The sequence below is a fragment of the Myxococcus sp. SDU36 genome (assembly GCF_030168875.1).
GTDB classification, from domain to species: domain Bacteria; phylum Myxococcota; class Myxococcia; order Myxococcales; family Myxococcaceae; genus Myxococcus; species Myxococcus vastator.
The window spans coordinates 6,174,875-6,189,867 of sequence record NZ_CP077414.1; the positions used below are offsets into that span (position 1 = coordinate 6,174,875).

At 70.7% G+C, this 14,993-nt stretch carries 11 protein-coding genes; 6 read left to right on the forward strand and 5 right to left on the reverse strand.

Annotated elements, in window-relative coordinates; genetic code table 11:
• Positions 1-31 precede the first annotated feature (31 nt).
• Positions 32-2,785, reverse strand: a complete 2,754-nt coding sequence (locus KGD87_RS24980; RefSeq protein ID WP_284663118.1) for a M1 family metallopeptidase — start codon at positions 2,783-2,785, stop codon at positions 32-34.
• A 96-nt stretch (positions 2,786-2,881) separates the two neighbouring features.
• Between KGD87_RS24980 and KGD87_RS24985 the strand changes: the two genes are divergently transcribed.
• Positions 2,882-3,925 carry a lysophospholipid acyltransferase family protein gene (locus KGD87_RS24985; protein WP_284663119.1) on the forward strand — a complete coding sequence of 348 codons (1,044 nt, stop codon included), beginning with the start codon at positions 2,882-2,884 and terminating at the stop codon, positions 3,923-3,925.
• Here the strand turns inward: KGD87_RS24985 and alr are convergent.
• Positions 3,882-5,114, reverse strand: a complete 1,233-nt coding sequence (gene alr / locus KGD87_RS24990; protein WP_284663120.1) for an alanine racemase — start codon at positions 5,112-5,114, stop codon at positions 3,882-3,884. The genes KGD87_RS24985 and alr overlap by 44 nt on opposite strands.
• A 149-nt stretch (positions 5,115-5,263) precedes the next feature.
• Here alr and KGD87_RS24995 point away from each other — a divergent pair, with 149 nt between their 5' ends.
• Positions 5,264-5,929 (forward strand): metallophosphoesterase, encoded by a 666-nt coding sequence (locus KGD87_RS24995; RefSeq protein WP_284663122.1) that lies wholly within the window; start codon positions 5,264-5,266, stop codon positions 5,927-5,929.
• Between the two features lie 27 nt (positions 5,930-5,956).
• On the opposite strand, the gene KGD87_RS25000 is transcribed toward KGD87_RS24995, so the two are convergent.
• Together KGD87_RS25000 and KGD87_RS25005 are read right to left on the reverse strand one after the other, a co-directional pair.
• Complete coding sequence (locus KGD87_RS25000) at positions 5,957-7,249, reverse strand: universal stress protein (protein ID WP_284663123.1); 1,293 nt, start codon at positions 7,247-7,249, stop codon at positions 5,957-5,959.
• Between the two features lie 36 nt (positions 7,250-7,285).
• The gene (locus KGD87_RS25005) at positions 7,286-8,302 is read right to left on the reverse strand and encodes a 2-hydroxyacid dehydrogenase (RefSeq protein WP_284663125.1); all 1,017 of its coding nucleotides are present in this window, start codon (positions 8,300-8,302) and stop codon (positions 7,286-7,288) included.
• A 254-nt stretch (positions 8,303-8,556) separates the two neighbouring features.
• Here KGD87_RS25005 and KGD87_RS25010 point away from each other — a divergent pair, with 254 nt between their 5' ends.
• Positions 8,557-9,903 (forward strand): nicotinate phosphoribosyltransferase, encoded by a 1,347-nt coding sequence (locus KGD87_RS25010; RefSeq protein WP_284663126.1) that lies wholly within the window; start codon positions 8,557-8,559, stop codon positions 9,901-9,903.
• A gap of 194 nt (positions 9,904-10,097) precedes the next feature.
• Here KGD87_RS25010 and KGD87_RS25015 read toward each other — a convergent pair whose 3' ends face one another.
• Positions 10,098-11,792 (reverse strand): sigma-54-dependent Fis family transcriptional regulator, encoded by a 1,695-nt coding sequence (locus tag KGD87_RS25015; protein WP_284663128.1) that lies wholly within the window; start codon positions 11,790-11,792, stop codon positions 10,098-10,100.
• 193 nt (positions 11,793-11,985) lie between these two features.
• Here KGD87_RS25015 and KGD87_RS25020 point away from each other — a divergent pair, with 193 nt between their 5' ends.
• The 3 genes from KGD87_RS25020 to KGD87_RS25030 all read left to right on the forward strand — a co-directional run bounded on the left by KGD87_RS25020 (position 11,986) and on the right by KGD87_RS25030 (position 14,895).
• Entirely contained in the window at positions 11,986-13,101 is a 1,116-nt protein-coding gene (locus KGD87_RS25020; RefSeq protein ID WP_284663129.1) for an OmpA family protein, read from the forward strand.
• A complete protein-coding gene (locus KGD87_RS25025) occupies positions 13,098-14,507 on the forward strand; it encodes an ice-binding family protein (protein ID WP_284663130.1) in 1,410 nt (469 codons plus the stop codon). The genes KGD87_RS25020 and KGD87_RS25025 overlap by 4 nt, the downstream gene beginning before the upstream one ends.
• Positions 14,508-14,625: 118 nt before the next feature.
• Entirely contained in the window at positions 14,626-14,895 is a 270-nt protein-coding gene (locus KGD87_RS25030; RefSeq protein ID WP_284663131.1) for a GlsB/YeaQ/YmgE family stress response membrane protein, read from the forward strand.
• Positions 14,896-14,993: the final 98 nt, after the last annotated feature.

Genomic DNA, 14,993 nt, shown 5'->3' on the forward strand with positions numbered 1-14,993 from the left:
GAGGGATGCCGGGCCCGGCCGCCCGCGCGGACTACCGCGACGTGGGCGCCCGCGGCGGACGCGGCGTGGCGCCCTTGGCGAGGAAGGACTCGACGCTGGCCGCCTGCGCCTCCTTCAGCGCGATGCACTGGTCCACGATTTCCAGCACCTGCGCCAGCATCCGGGGGCCACCCGGCGCCTTCGCGTTGCGCTCGGTGAAGAAGTCCTCCATCTGCTGACGCTTGCCCGCATCGCAGAAGTGGCTGCCGACGTAGGCCATGCGTCCGGCGGCCTCGACGGGCAGCAGCGCCTCGGGTGAGTCCCCCACCAGGCGGTCGTAGTGCTCCTTCACGAAGTCGAAGGCCACGTCCTGGGTGCGCAGGCCATGCGAGGCGGCGAACGCCATCCACACCGTCTCACGCGGGTCCAGGCCCTTCTCGAACACCAGGCCCAGGTTCTGCTTCACCAGCGCCGGGTCCGTGAAGCTGCTCAGCGCGCCAATGAGGTGCTGGCGCGTGCGCCGCTCCTTCTCCGAGCGCACCGCCGCGACGAGCTGCTCCCGGAAGGCCGCGTCGTTCTCGGTGGCGGCGATGGCGAGCACCACGTCCACCATCTCCGGCGCCACCGCGCGCTTGTCCTTCAGCCACGTGTTCGCCAGGGCGCGCGCCTCCGCGAGCAGCTTCGGGTCCCTGCCTTCCCGGCCCGCCAGCCGCACCAGCCGGGGACGGAGCAGGCGCGTGTCCTCGCTCTCGCCCTTGCGCGGGGTGAAGCCGAGCTGCCGCGCCCGGGGCCCATACGTCTCCCGCAGGAAGCGGGCCCGGTCCTCCAGCTTCTCGTCCGGAAGCAGCCGCGAGCTGGCCAGCTCCAGCAAATCCAACGAGGCCAGGGTGACGACGCGGTCCGGCTCATTCGCCAGGCGGCTCGTCAGGGCCAGGGCCTCGGCGGCGGGAATCGTCCCGGCCAGGGCCAGCGCGCGCACGTCCGTCAGGAACGTCACCTGCTCGGTGCGCGACAGCCGCTTCATCCCGGACTTCGCCAGCTTCGCCGCCGCGTCCCCATCAAGCTGCACCCGGAAGTAGCCGGCGCCCTCCGCGTTGGGGAACACCCAGTCCGGGCACGTCTTCGCCTCGCTCAGGGCCACCTCCGCGCGCTCGCCCTCCAGCAGCGTGCAGGTCCGGGCCTCCTTGCCGCCCGCCGCGTACTCCACGCACACCGGCACCTTCCACGTCTGCGGGCCCGGTGACGTGGCCCCCAGCCGCAGGTAGCGCCGCTGCGTGAGCACCACCTTCGCGCCGTCCGCGCCGCACACCAGCGACGCGGTGACGAGCGGCGCCCCGCTCTGGTCCAGGAAGGTCCCCAGCATGCCCGTCACGTCCTTGCCGGATTCGGCGGACACGGCGTCCAGGAAGTCCTTCGCGGTGGCGTTGCCGCCCGCGTGCTTGCGGAAGTAGCGCTGGATGCCGCGCTGGAAGACGTCCCGGCCCAGCCACTCCTCCGTCATGCTGAGCACCGCGGAGCCCTTGCCGTAGGTGATGCCGTCAAAGGCGTTGTGGATGTCGTTGGCGCTCTCAATGGGCTGGCGGATGCGACGCGCCGACAGGAGGCTGTCCGCGTCCAGGGCTCGGGCGCGGTCGTGTACGCGCTCGACGGGCGCGTCCCAGGCGGGGCGCCACGACTCGACGAGGCGCGGGGTCATCCACGAGGCGAAGGCCTCGTTGAGCCACAGGTCATCCCACCACTGCATCGTGACCAGGTTGCCAAACCACTGGTGCGCCAGCTCGTGCACCTGCGTGTCGGCGAAGCCGCGCTGACGGCCCAGCGAGTCCTCCTCCGGCTTCGCGAGGATGAGGCGCGAGTTGAACGTCACCAGGCCTGGGTGCTCCATGGCGCCGCCCAGCAGCGGCACCGCCAGCACGTCCAGCTTCTCGTACGGGTACGGGGTGCCGAAGTAGTCCTCCAGCGCGGCCAGGATTTCCGGCGTCACCTGCGCGGCATAGGTGCCCTCCACCGTGCGGCCGCGCGGGGTGATGATGCGCGTCTTCACCTTCTTCTGGCCCGCGTCCGCGGCGGGGAGGAAGTCGAAGGGCCCCACGCCGAAGGCGATGAGGTAGCTGGGCAGCGGCTGCGTGCGCGCGAAGCGGTAGGTGCGGCCACCGTCCGGGCGGGCCTCCTCCGACTCCTGCGGCGTGTTGGTGACGGCCACGACGCCCGCGGGCACGTGGAAGGTGAGCTGCCACGGCACCTTGAAGCCGGGCTCGTCGAAGGAGGGGAACACGCGGCGCGCGTCCACCGGCTCGAACTGGGTGTAGAGGTACCAGTCCCCGCCCTCGTTGACGCGGAAGGCACCGTCCGTCTCCTTGTCGGATGCGACGCCTTCATAATTAATGATCAGCCGCGCTTTGCCGAGGGCCAGCGGCTGCTTCAAGGAGAAGCCGAGGAAGTCCTCCTCGCCCTTCACCGGCGCCGCAAGGAAGGCCGAGCCGTTCTGGACGACCACCGCCCCTGTCACGTTGAGATTCTTCGCGTGCAGCCACACCACGGACGTGGGCTTCGTCACCTCGAGCGCGATGTCCGCCACGCCCTGGAACACGGACACCTTCGGGTCCAGCGTGAGCTCCACCGTGTAGCCGGTGGGGCGCACCTCCGTGGGCAGGCGCAGCTTCGGTGACTGAGGCGCCGCGGGGACGGCCTGTCGTGGCGCCTGGGCCGGAGGGGGTTGGGCGGCGGCGGGAGGGTTCTGCCGGGCACCGCACGCACTGAGGAGGGCCACAGCGGCCACGGCCGCTGGACGGAGCAGGTTGGGCATGGCGCGCAGTGTGTCCCATGCCGGGCGGGCAAGGTAGCGCGCAACAGGCAGGTGTGGCCTTGCTGTCATCTCCACTTCGCGGTGGAGTGCGTCACCGTGTCCGAGATTGTGCCTGCCTCCCCGCCCCCTGACGCACCCACCCTGACGCCGAAGCGACCGGCGGAGCACCTGCTCCGCGTCGTCGGCACGCCCCCCGGACGCGTGGTGGGGTTCCTGACGCGCTTCGTCTGGGCCTTCGTGACGTGGCTGTCTCCGGAGTCGCGTGACGCGCTCGCTCGCTTCGTGGGCAACCTCGCGTACAGGCTGGGTATCCGTCGTCGCGTGGCGCTGGAAAACCTGGCCATGGCGCTGCCGGAGAAGAGTGACGCGGAGCGGCGCGAGATTGCGCGCGGCGCGTACATCAACATGTCGCGCGTGGTGCTGGAGTCGCTGCCGTCCGGCGACCGGCTGCCGCGGGACTGGGCCGAGCAGGGCGTGGAAGGCGAAGCGGCCTGGCAGGCGCTGAAGGCGCATGTGGCCACGGGCCAGGGCGCGCTGCTGGTGACGGCGCACTTCGGCAACTGGGAGCTGCTGGGGGACATGGTCACCCGCCACGGCATCCCGATTGTCGGCCTGGTGCGCCCGCTGAAGGGCGCGCTCAACACGCGCATCGCGGAGAACCGCGTGCGCATGGGCGCCGGCCTCATCTACCCGCGGGGCGCCATCCAGGAAGTCATCAAGGCCGTGAAGCGCGGCGAGTCACCCTTCATGCTGCTGGACCAGGCCCTGCCAGCGAAGGCGGCCGCCTTCGTGCCCTTCTTCGGCAAGCTGGCCTCCACCACGCCGGCCATGGCGGTGGCGGCCGCGCGCACGAAGGCCCCCGTGTTCGTGGTGATGGGTGTGCGCAACGGCCGGGGCGGCGCGCGCCTCCGCCTGGCGGTAGAAGGCCCCATCCTCCCGCCCGCGCCGGGTGAGTGCGCCGACCCGATGACGGAGCACACCGCGCGCGTCACGGCCGCGCTGGAGCGCTGCATCCGCAAGTACCCGGACCAGTGGATGTGGCTGCACCGCCGCTGGAAGGTGCAGCCTCCGCCAGAGGCCGCCCTGCCCGCCGGGACTACGCCACCACCACCCGCTTCAGATGCGCCCCCAGCTGGGTGACGACCTCGTAGTGAATCGTCTGGGCCCAGCCGGCCAGTGACTCGGCGGGCACGGACTCCTCTCCGTCGCGGCCCAGCAGCGTGGCCGTCACCGGGCGCTCGTCGGACGTGGCGCGCGTCACGTCCACGATGAGGTGATTCATCATCACCCGTCCCAGCACCGGACACCGGCGGCCCTTCACCAGCACGTGCGCCTTGCCCGACGCGAGGCGCGGGTAGCCGTCGTAGTACCCCACCGGCAGCACCGCGATGCGCGTGGGCTCCGGGCACCGGTACGTGCAGCCGTAACCCACGTAGCTGCCCGCGGGCAGCCACTTCACCACCTGGCTGCGGCACCGCCACGACAGCACCGGCTTGAGCACCGGCACCTCGCCCAGCACCAGCCGCGCCGACAGCCGCGTCTCCGGCGACGGCCACAGGCCGTAGAGCGAAATCCCCACGCGCAGCGCTTCATAGCGGGCGCGGGGCAGCACCAGCGTCGCGGCGCTCGCGGCGATGTGCCGCTGCAGCGGCTGCGCCGGCGCCAGCTGCTCCGACAGGAACGCCAGGCCCTTCTCGAAGGCCTCCACCTGCGCCAGCGCGTAGCCCTGCTCCGTCACGTCCTCCGTGTTCGCGAAGTGGCTGAGCGCGCCCACCACCTCCAACACGTCGCGTGACGCCGAGAGGAAGCGAGCCTCCGTGGGCAGCCCCTCCAGGGTGAAGCCCTCGCGCCCCAGGCCGGTGTCGATGTGGACGTGGACCCGCAGGGGGCGCTCCAGCGTCGCCGCGCGCAACACCGCCGCCGCGTCCGCCCAGCCACGGTCCGCCACCACCGCGTCCACGCCCGCGCGCGCCAGCACCACCGCTTCGTCCGGCGCCACCGCGCCCAGGACGAGCACCTGCCGCGGCGCCAGCCCCCGTGCCCGCTCGTACTCCCGCACCTTCAGCGCGTCCTGCGGGGCAATGACATAGAGGACGTCCACCTCGCCGTGGACCACGGGCAGCACCTGCGCGAGCCCGTGCCCATACGCGTTGCCCTTGAGCACCACCCCCAGCGCGCGCGGCGCCGCCCCCTGCCCCTCCAGGCCCCGGAACACGGCGACGTTGTGCCGCAGGGCGGACGCACTCAACTCCAGCCACGAGGAATGGACCGCGTCCCCGGGGCCACTGCCGATTGACTCCACATTCACCTCCACCACGCGCCCAGCCATACCAGCAATGCGCGGGCCATGCGCCAGGCGTGGCCGGTACACCACACCTGCCCGGGCCCCCACATATTCCCGCCTCGCGAGCGCCCTGAAGGCCTGACGCCCCACAGAGGGTTTCCGGATGGATGCAAAGCGCATTAAAGGAAGGGCGGATGCGAACGCTCTTCATTGGAGACGTGCACGGGTGCGCGGAGGAGCTGGACGCGCTGCTGGCGCAGTGCGCCTGGCAGCCAGGCGACCGCGTGGTGCTGGTGGGGGACCTGGTGGCGAAGGGCCCGGACTCCGCCGGCGTGGTGCGCCGCGCGCGGGAGCAGGGCTTCCTGGCGGTGCGGGGCAACCATGACGCCCACGTGCTGCGCTGGCACGCGGGCCGGGGGCCGCGCGGCAAGAAGCTGAAGCCCGAGCATCAGCAGGTGCTGGACACCCTGACGCCCGAGGACTGGGCGTGGCTGGAGGCCCAGCCGCTGTACCGCCTCTTCCCCGAGCTGAACGTCGTCGCCGTGCATGGCGGGCTGGTGCCAGGCGTGCCGCTGGAGGCGCAGAAGGAAGACGAGCTGCTCAACCTGCGCAGCATCCTGGCGGATGGGACGCCGTCGAAGCGCGTGGACGCGGGCGCGCCGTGGGCCAGCCTGTGGCAGGGGCCGGAGCTGGTCATCTTCGGCCACGACGCCATGCGGGGCGTCCAGCGGCACCCCTATGCGGTGGGGCTGGACTCCGGCTGCGTGTATGGCGGCAAGCTCTCCGCCTATGTGCTGCCGGAGGGCCGCCTCGTGTCCGTCCTGGCGAAGCGCGCCTACGTGGACGTGGACGCCTCCTAGCGAAGCAGGAAGCGTCCACGCGCATCATCACGTCGCCGGAGGCCGCACCACCAGCACGGGCCGGTCCGTGCGCAGCAGCAGGGACTGCGTCACCGAGCCCAGCACGGCGCGCTTCCAGCCCGACCGCCCATGCGTGCCCATGACGATGGCGCTCACGCCCAGCCGCTCGGCCGTCTGCGCCAGCGTGGCCACCACGTCCTTGCCGCCGGGGATGACCTCCAGCCGCACGTTCCTGTCCCGCGCGCCCTTGGGGACGAGCGTCGAGAGCTGCTCGCGCAACTGGGCCTCCTCTTCGAGCGACGGCTTCGATTCGGTGGCGTGCACCAGGTGCACCGTGCCGCCCGGCGACGTCAGCGCGCAGGCATGCGCCACCGCGCGGTTGCCCGTCTCCGAGAAGTCCGTGGCCACCATCACCTCGCGGTACTCCGGCAGCGGCGTGTCCACCCCCACCGTCATCGCCTGCGAGGGCACGCACACCACGGACATCCGCGCCAGCCGCAGCACGTGGCGCGACACGCTCCACAGCCGCCCCAGCGCGCGCCGGTGGTGCGTGCCCACCACCATCAGGTCCACCTGCTCCTGTTCGGCCAGCTCCACCAGGTGGTCGGCGATGCGCCCCACACCCGCCTCCACGCGGACGCGCACGGGCGCACCAGCCTCCGCCAGCGGGGCCAGCAGCTCCGCGCTCTCCCGCTCCAGCACCTGCTGCAGCTCGGGCGGCGCCTCGCCGTAGGCCATGGCCTGCCGCAGCCCCAGGCGGCGGGCCTCCTCCTCCGGCCAGTAGACGCGTCCGCCCACCACGTCCACCCGGCCGCCCTTGCGCAGCGTCAGCACCCAGTCACGCGCGGCCTCGAAGGGCAGGGAGCGGTCCACGCCCAGCAACACCTTCAGGGGACGCGCTCCCCGGGCCCACGCCTCCAGCGGCGCCGGGTCCCGCATGACGAGCAGCGGCACCGTCAGCGACTGCGCCATCCGGTCCACCGTGCCGCCCTCGCCCCCGAAGGGGGATTCGTCCACGGCCCGCGACGCCACCACCATCGAGGCGCGCTGCTCCCGGCAGAACTCCTCCAGCATCACCGCCGGCTCGCCGGTGAGGAGCACGGGCTCCACCTTCGCCCCCAGCTTCTCCAGGCGCTTCGTCTCGTCGCTCAGCACCGCCTCCGCGGAGCCCAGCAGGGCCTGACCGAAGGCACGCACGGAGTCGGGGTTGAGGACATGGACCAGCCACAGGGACGTGCCGGCCTTGCGAGCCAGCTCCGCGGCCAGCGTGGAGGCCCGCCGCGCGGCGTCGGAGAAGTTGGTGGCGCAGACAATGGACATGGCAGCTCCAGGTTCGAGTGAGGCGTGGAGTGGAAATCAACGCGCGCGGAGCACCTGCTCGGCGCGCACCTCGTTCACCAGGGGCTCGCCACGCTCGAAGGCCTGGATGCTCGCCAGCGTCGTCTCGGCGATGTTGGCGAGCGCCTCGTGGGTGAGGAAGGCCTGATGCGACGTGACGAGCACGTTCGGGAAGGTCAGGAGCCGCGCCAGCACGTCGTCCTGCAGCACCTGCCCGGAGAGGTCCTGGAAGAAGACGCCCTCCTCTTCTTCATACACATCCAGTCCGGCCCCGCCGATGTGGCCAGACTTGAGCGCGGCGACCAGCGCCTTGCTGTCGATGAGCGCGCCGCGGCCCGTGTTGATGAGCAGCACGCCCCGCTTCATCCGTGCCAGCGCAGCCGCGTCCACCAGGTGCCGTGTGGCCGGCGTCAGCGGGACATGCAGCGAGAGGATGTCCGACTCGGCGAAGAGCGTTTCGAGCGGGGCGTAGCGCACGCCCAACTCGCGCTCGAAGGCCGCGTCCGGCGCCACGTCGTAGCAGAGCACGTTGCAACCAAAGCCCTTGAAGATGCGCGCCGCCACGCGCCCGATGCGGCCCGTTCCCACCACGCCCACCGTCTTGCCAGCGAGGTCGAAGCCTACCAGCCCGTCGAGCGAGAAGTTCCAGTCACGCACGCGCGAGAAGGCGCGCGGGATGTGGCGGTTGAGGGACATCACCAAGGCCACCGCGTGCTCGGCCACCGCGTGGGGGGAGTACTCCGGCACGCGCGTGACGCGCAGGTCCAGCCGCCGCGCCGCTTCGAGGTCCACGTGGTTGTAGCCCGCGGAGCGCGCCGCCACGAGCCGCACCCCGCCCGTGTGCAACACCGCCAGCGTGGCCGCGTCCACCTTGTCGTTGACGAAGGAGCACACGGCGGGAAAGCCCTCCGCCAGTGGCGCCGTCTGGAGCGTCAGTCGCGGCTCGAAGTAGGTGAGCGCATGTCCGAAACGCGCGTTCGCGGCCTCCAGCGCGTCCCGGTCGTATCGGTGTGTGTCGAAGACAGCCACTCGCATGCCTGCTCCCCTGCTCGGCGAGTCCGTTCTCGCCGCGTGCGGCCAGCGTCAATGCAAGGCCTGCTCCATGCGGCCCCCCATGCTGTCAGCCTTCGACAGCCGCGCAAAAGATGCGCAGCCGGGGGCCGAGCGGCAAAAGCTGCGTGCGAGGCGAACGCCTGCCCGCCGGGCAGCGGACAGGCGGGAGCGCGCGGCGAGGCCAGGGCCTAGCTTGAGTTCGAGGCGCCAGTGCCCCTTCGAGCGGAGCCCCCGACATGAACCGGCTGGAAGACGCCGCGCTGCTGACGGACCTCTACCAACTGACGATGACGGAGGCCTACCTCGAAGAGGGAATGTGGGACGAGGCCGTGTTCAGCCTCTTCGCGCGCAGGCTCCCGCACCGGCGCAACTACCTGCTGGCGGCGGGGCTCGACGATGCGCTGAGGTACCTGGAGCAGCTGCGCTTCGGCGCTGAGGCGCTGGACTGGCTGGCGTCTCAAGGCCGCTTCTCGGACCGGCTGCTCGGGTGGCTCGAACGCTTCCGCTTCAGCGGTGACGTGGACGCCGTCCCGGAGGGCACGCCGGTGTTCGCCGAGGAGCCCCTGCTGGAGGTCCGCGCGCCCCTGCCGGAGGCGCAGTTGGTGGAGACGTACCTCCTCAACCAGGTGCACTTCCAGACGACCGTGGCCTCGAAGGCCGCGCGCGTGGTGACGGCCGCCGCGGGACGCCACGTCATGGAGTTTGGCCTGCGGCGCTACCACGGCACGGACGCCGGGCTGAAGGTGGCGCGCGCGGCGTATCTGGCGGGCGTGGACTCCACCTCCAATGTGCTGGCGGGGAAGGCCTATGGGATTCCTCTCGCGGGCACCATGGCGCACAGCTACGTGCAGGCGCACGACGACGAGCTGGAGGCGTTCCGCGCCTTCGTGCGCGTCCACCCGAACGCCACGCTGCTGGTGGACACCTACGACACGCTGCGCGGCGTGCAGCACGTCATCCGGCTGGCGCGCGAGCTGGGCGAGGACTTCCAGGTGCGCTCCATCCGGTTGGACTCGGGCGATTTGCTCGCGCTGTCGAAGGCGTCGCGGGAGCTGCTCGACGAAGCCGGGCTGGAGCAGGTGCGCGTGTACGCGAGCGGCGGGCTGGACGAAGACGCGGTGGCGAGGCTGGTGGCGAGCGGGGCACCCATCGACAGCTTCGGCGTGGGCACGGCGATGGGCGTCTCGTCGGACGCGCCCGCGCTGGACATGGCCTACAAGCTGGTGGCGTACGCGGGGCGGCCCCGGGTGAAGCTGTCGTCGGGGAAGCTGCTGCTCCCGGGCGCGAAGCAAATCTACCGGCAAGAGGTGGACGGCGTGGCGCGCGGCGACGTGCTCACGCGCAGGCAGGACGCCGCGCCCGGAAGGCCCTTGCTCCAACCGGTGATGCGCGGAGGACAGCGGCTGCCGGAGGCCTCACCCACGCTGGAGGACATCCGCGACTCCGCGCGACGCGAAGTCTCACGGCTCCCGCCCGAGCTTCGCGCCCTGTCACCCGCGCGCCAGCCCTACCCGGTGGAGCTGGGGCAGGCGCTGCGGCGGGCTCGCGAGCACGAAGTGGAGCTGTGGTCCGCGGCGACGTGAAGACAACCCCCGCCTCTACGGCTGGGGCTGGAGCGGCTTCAGCAGCTCCGCCCGGTCCTTCATTTGCTTCGCGTTACGTGCCGACATGGGACACCCTCTCCACCACGGCTCGGGTGTCCAACGGAATCGGGGCAGGCTCAACCTCCTCCACCAACCGCCGGACGGAGCTGCCCCTTCCCGCCCGGTGGCCGGCTTCACTTCGACCGGCGGCGCTTCGGAGGTTGCCCGCCGCGCTTCTCGCGGTCCGGGCCGCGCACCTTCGACTCGATCTTCCCGTAGCGCTTGAGCTTGCGGTACAGCGTCGCCAGCCCGATCTGCAGCTGCTCGGCGGTTCGCGTCTGGTTCCCGCCGTTGCGCTCGAGCACCTTGAGGATGTGCTGCTTCTCCACCGCCTCGAGTGAGAGCACCGAGCCCTGGGAGGTGACGGTCCTCGGCGCCCCGCGCACGTCCTCGGGAAGGTCCTGTTCCTCCACGTAGTTGCCGCGGGCGAGCGCAACGGCGCGCTCCATCGTGTTCTCGAGCTCGCGCGTGTTGCCGGGCCACGGATAGGCCAGCAACTGGTCGGACGCTCCGGGTGACAGACCGGGGATCTTCCGCTTCATCCGCAGCGCGGCACGCGCCAGCATCACCCGCGCGAGCGGGAGGATGTCCTGCGTCCGCTCCCGGAGCGGCGGCACATACAGCTCGACGACCTTCAGCCGGTAGTAGAGGTCCTTTCGCATCCCGCCGGCTTCGAGCTCATCCGCGAGGTTCCTGTTGGTGGCCGCGACGACGCGGACGTCGACCCGCCGGCTCTTGTTCTCACCGACCCGGCGGATCTCTCGCTCCTGAAGGGCCCGCAACAACTTCACCTGCATCCCGGGTGAGAGCTCACCGACCTCGTCGAGCAGCAGGGTTCCGCTGTTCGCCGCCTCGAAGAGCCCCATCCGGTCCTGGGTCGCGCCGGTGAACGCGCCCCGGACGTGCCCGAACAGCTCGCTCTCGAGCAGCCCCTCGGCAATCGCCCCGCAGTTGACCGCGATGAACGGCCCATGCGCGCGCGAGGACTCGTCGTGCACCAACCGCGCGATCCGCTCCTTGCCCGACCCGCTCTCGCCGGTGATCAACACGGTGGAGTCTACCTTGGCGATGCGCGTGACCAGGTCCACCAACGTCCGCATCGAAGGGCTCTTGGCCACGATATGGTCCGGCTCCTCCAGCTCGGGGACGACACGGCTCAGCGCCCGGCGGTGTTCGCGGAGCTTGCGCTCGGCGGCCTTCATCGTCTGGGTCATCCGCGACAACGACCCTTCCAGGGCGGCCTGGAGGTGGTTGGGTTCGAAGTAGTGCAGGTCTTCCGCACGGTCCTCGCCCCACTCCTCGCGCGTGCGGCCGACGAGGTGACAGGCAGCGTCCCCCTTGCCCACACAGCGGTCCTCCAGGACGTAGATCTCCTTGTCCGCGCTGCGGCTGAGGTAGCCGCTGCTCATCCCGGAGATCGTCCAGCACACGGCGGCGTCCGACCGGCCGAAGTGCCGCAGGTGCTGCTCCGCTTCGTAGGAGGACGCCAGGGTGACGCCCGCCTTCGCGAGCGGGCCGCTGCTGCCGGGCTCCACCCGGAACAGGCCCTCCAGCGCGTGCAGGCGGGTGCCGGCGTTGCGCCAGTCGTCCTCGCTGTCCCACTTGAACTGCGACTCCATTGACTCAGCCATGTGGCTGCCGTGCGCGAAGCCGAACTGGGTGAGCACCGTGCGCGCGGCCGTCTGACCGAGGTTGTCGGCCAGGAGCTTTCGCAGCAGGCCCATCGCGACCGCGTCGAGCACCAGTGCCCGCTGACCGGCGAAGCGGATGACCCCTCCTTCGGGGTCGAGCTCGAGCAGTTCCTTGTGGTCCAAATCATCCGCGCGCATCGCCCACAGTCCTCCGTGAACTTCAATTTGAACGGCGACTTACATCGTTTTGATGTAGCGGGCGAGAACGCGCCGTGCAGCGCCGCCCGCCATGGCCCGGAAATGACGCCGTCTTCGGCTTGGCCCGCAAAGTGCCTAGCCCCCGGTGCATCCCAGGGGACACCAGGCCGGCCGTCCCCTTCGACAGGAACGAATGCCTCTCCATATCCCCGCAGTGCCCCACGCGCGCGAGCTGCGCGCGCTCGCCCGAGTTGTCGTCCCTTCCCTGTGCTTCTCCCCCCTCCTGGCGAGCGCCGCGGACCTCAGCTTCAAGCTGGAGCCCGGTGTGTCCATCCCGCTCACCGCGCCCCAGTCCGAGGTCTACGGTGTCGGCGGCGGCCAGTCGCTCAAGGCGCTGATCGGTCTCACCGACTGGCTGGACGTCGGACCGAGCGCCCAGTTCATGATGTTGCCGAACCGCACCGACGCCGCCAGGTCAGGCGTGGTCTGGGGCTTCGGCGGCGGGCTTCGGCTGCACCGGCCTCACGACGAGGAGCGCTTCGCCGGCCTCTCTCCCTGGCTGGACGCCAACGCGCTGTACGTCCGCACCGGGCATATGAACCGCCCTGGCTTCGACGTCGCGGCGGGCGTGTCACTGCCGATAGGCGAGGCGCGCAACTTCTGGGTCGGGCCGTTCGTCCGCTACCTGCAGGTCATCCAGCCGGAGCGCGGCACGGCCGACAACCGCGACGCGAAGCTGCTCACCCTGGGCGTGAGCTTCGAGTTCGGCACCGGCCGGGAGCGGGCACGCGAGCCCGGCGAGGTCCGCACCGTCGACGTCGTGTCCTGCCCGGACCGCGACGGCGACACCGTCCCTGACAACATCGATCGCTGCCCCGACCGCGCGGGCCCGCTCGATAACTGGGGCTGCCCTCAGTACGAGAAGGTCGTCATCCAGCGCGACAAGCTGGAGCTGAAGGAGAAGCTCTACTTCGCCTGGGACGATGCCCAGCTCCTGGACGCGTCCTTCCCCCTCCTCGATGAGGTCGCCCAGGCGCTCAAGGACAACCCGGGCTTCAAGGTCCAGGTCGAAGGGCACACCGACTCCTCGGGCGCGGACGATCACAACCAGGCCCTCTCCGAGCGGCGCGCGCAGGCGGTGCTCAACTACCTGGTCTCGCGCGGCGTCACGCAGGACCGGCTGGTGTCGAAGGGCTTCAGCTCTTCGGTGCCCGCCGACTCCAACAAGACCTCCGCGGGCCGCGAGAACAACCGCCGCGTCGAGTTCGTCGTGAACTTCATCATTCTGGACAAAGAGAGCTCCAAGTGAACGCGCTCAAATCCGCGGTGCTGTGCCTGACCGTGTCGCTCCTCGTGGGCTGCGGGCGTCAGGTCGTCGAATTCGAGGCCGACGGCGGCCTTCCGCCGGGCGCAGACGCCGGCCAGGACGGGGGCACGGACGCAGGCGTAGACCTCGCGCCGACCGTGACCACGACCCTGCCGGTGCATCAGGGCGTGGGGGTGTCGCTGAACACCGCCATCTTCGCGACCTTCAGTGAAGACATGGACCCGGCGACGCTCAATGAGACGACCTTCACCCTCACGCAGGGCGGAAACGGCGTGGGCGGGGCCGTGAGCTACGTCGCGGGCACCCGAACCGCGACCTTCGCGCCCTCCTCGCCGCTCGCCGCCGACCTGCTCTTCACCGCGAGGGTGACCACTGGCGCGAAGGACCTGGGCGGGCTGCCGCTGGCCGCTGACGTCTCCTGGTCCTTCAGGACCGCCACCAACGCCCTGCCGCCGGAGGTGACCTCGAACACGCCGCTGAACCAGGCGATGTCCGTCTCAATCAACAACCGTCCGAGCGCGACCTTCGACAAGGCCATGAATCCGGCGACGCTCAACGCTCAGAGCTTCACCCTGCGCAACGGCGCGGTGGAGGTGCCTGGCACGGTCTCTCTCAACATGGTGACGAACACGGCCACCTTCACCCCGGACGCGCCCCTGGACGTGAACGTCGTGTACACCGCGACAGTGACCACCGGCGTGAGGGACACCGCGGGCAACGCCCTGACCGCCGACCACCTGTGGACCTTCACCACCGCGGCCTGCAGCCAGGCCCCCGTCGACCTCGCTTCTGCGGCCGGCTTCGTCGTGCTCGGCGGCTCCACCGTGACCAGCACGGGGCAGACGTCGCTCACCGGCGACCTGGGCGTGAGCCCCGGCACCGAGGTCACCGGCTTCGGGCCGGGCGCGGTCGTGGGCTCCCAGCACGTCAACAACCCGACCTCGGCGCAGGCGCAGGCCGACCTCACCATCGCGTACAACGACGCGGCCGGGCGCACGCTGTGTCCGGTGACCGTCGCGGACAACATCGGCGGCCAGACCCTGCCGCCCGGGCTCTACAAGTCGACGTCCACGCTGGCCATCTCCTCGGGTGACCTCACCCTCGACGCGCAGGGCGATGCCGATGCAGTGTGGATCTTCCAGGTCGCCTCCACCCTGACGACGACCAGCGGACGACAGGTGATCCTCGCGGGCGGCGCGAAGGCGGCCAACGTGTTCTGGCAGGTGGGGAGCTCCGCGACGCTGGGGACGACCACCTCCTTCCAGGGGACAATCATGGCGGACCAGGCGATCACGCTGAACACCGGCGCCACCCTCAATGGCCGCGCGCTCACGCGCATCGACGCGGTGATCCTGGACGGCAACACCGTCGTCAAGCCGTCGCCGTAGAGCGCCACGGTCTTCAAAGTCGGCTCGGGAGCAGCGACCGGGAACCTCCACGGCTCCGGTCGCTGCTTCATTTTCATCCACGTCTCTTCAACACATCACAGACTCCCGAGGCTTCACCATGGGCTGGATTACCCTCATCGTCATCGGCCTCGTGGCCGGACTACTCGCAAGACTCATCGTCCCCGGCCGCAGTGGGCTGGGACTTCTCGGAACAATCGTCCTCGGGGTCGTCGGCTCGTTCGTGGGCGGGTGGGTCGGGTCGTTCATCTTCTCGCGCGGAAGCGTCGCGGAGCTGCACCCGACCGGAATTCTCTCCTCCACCCTCGGCGCGGTGCTCATCCTCGTCCTTGTCAGGACGCTCGGACTGGGTCGCCGGCGGCACGCATGATCGGCGAGCCGTAGGCGCTGGGCGCGGCGCGTGCGCGAACCGCGGGCCAGGGCTGGCCGCCTGCAACGCGGTACGTCCTGGCCTGCAAAGGCACCCTC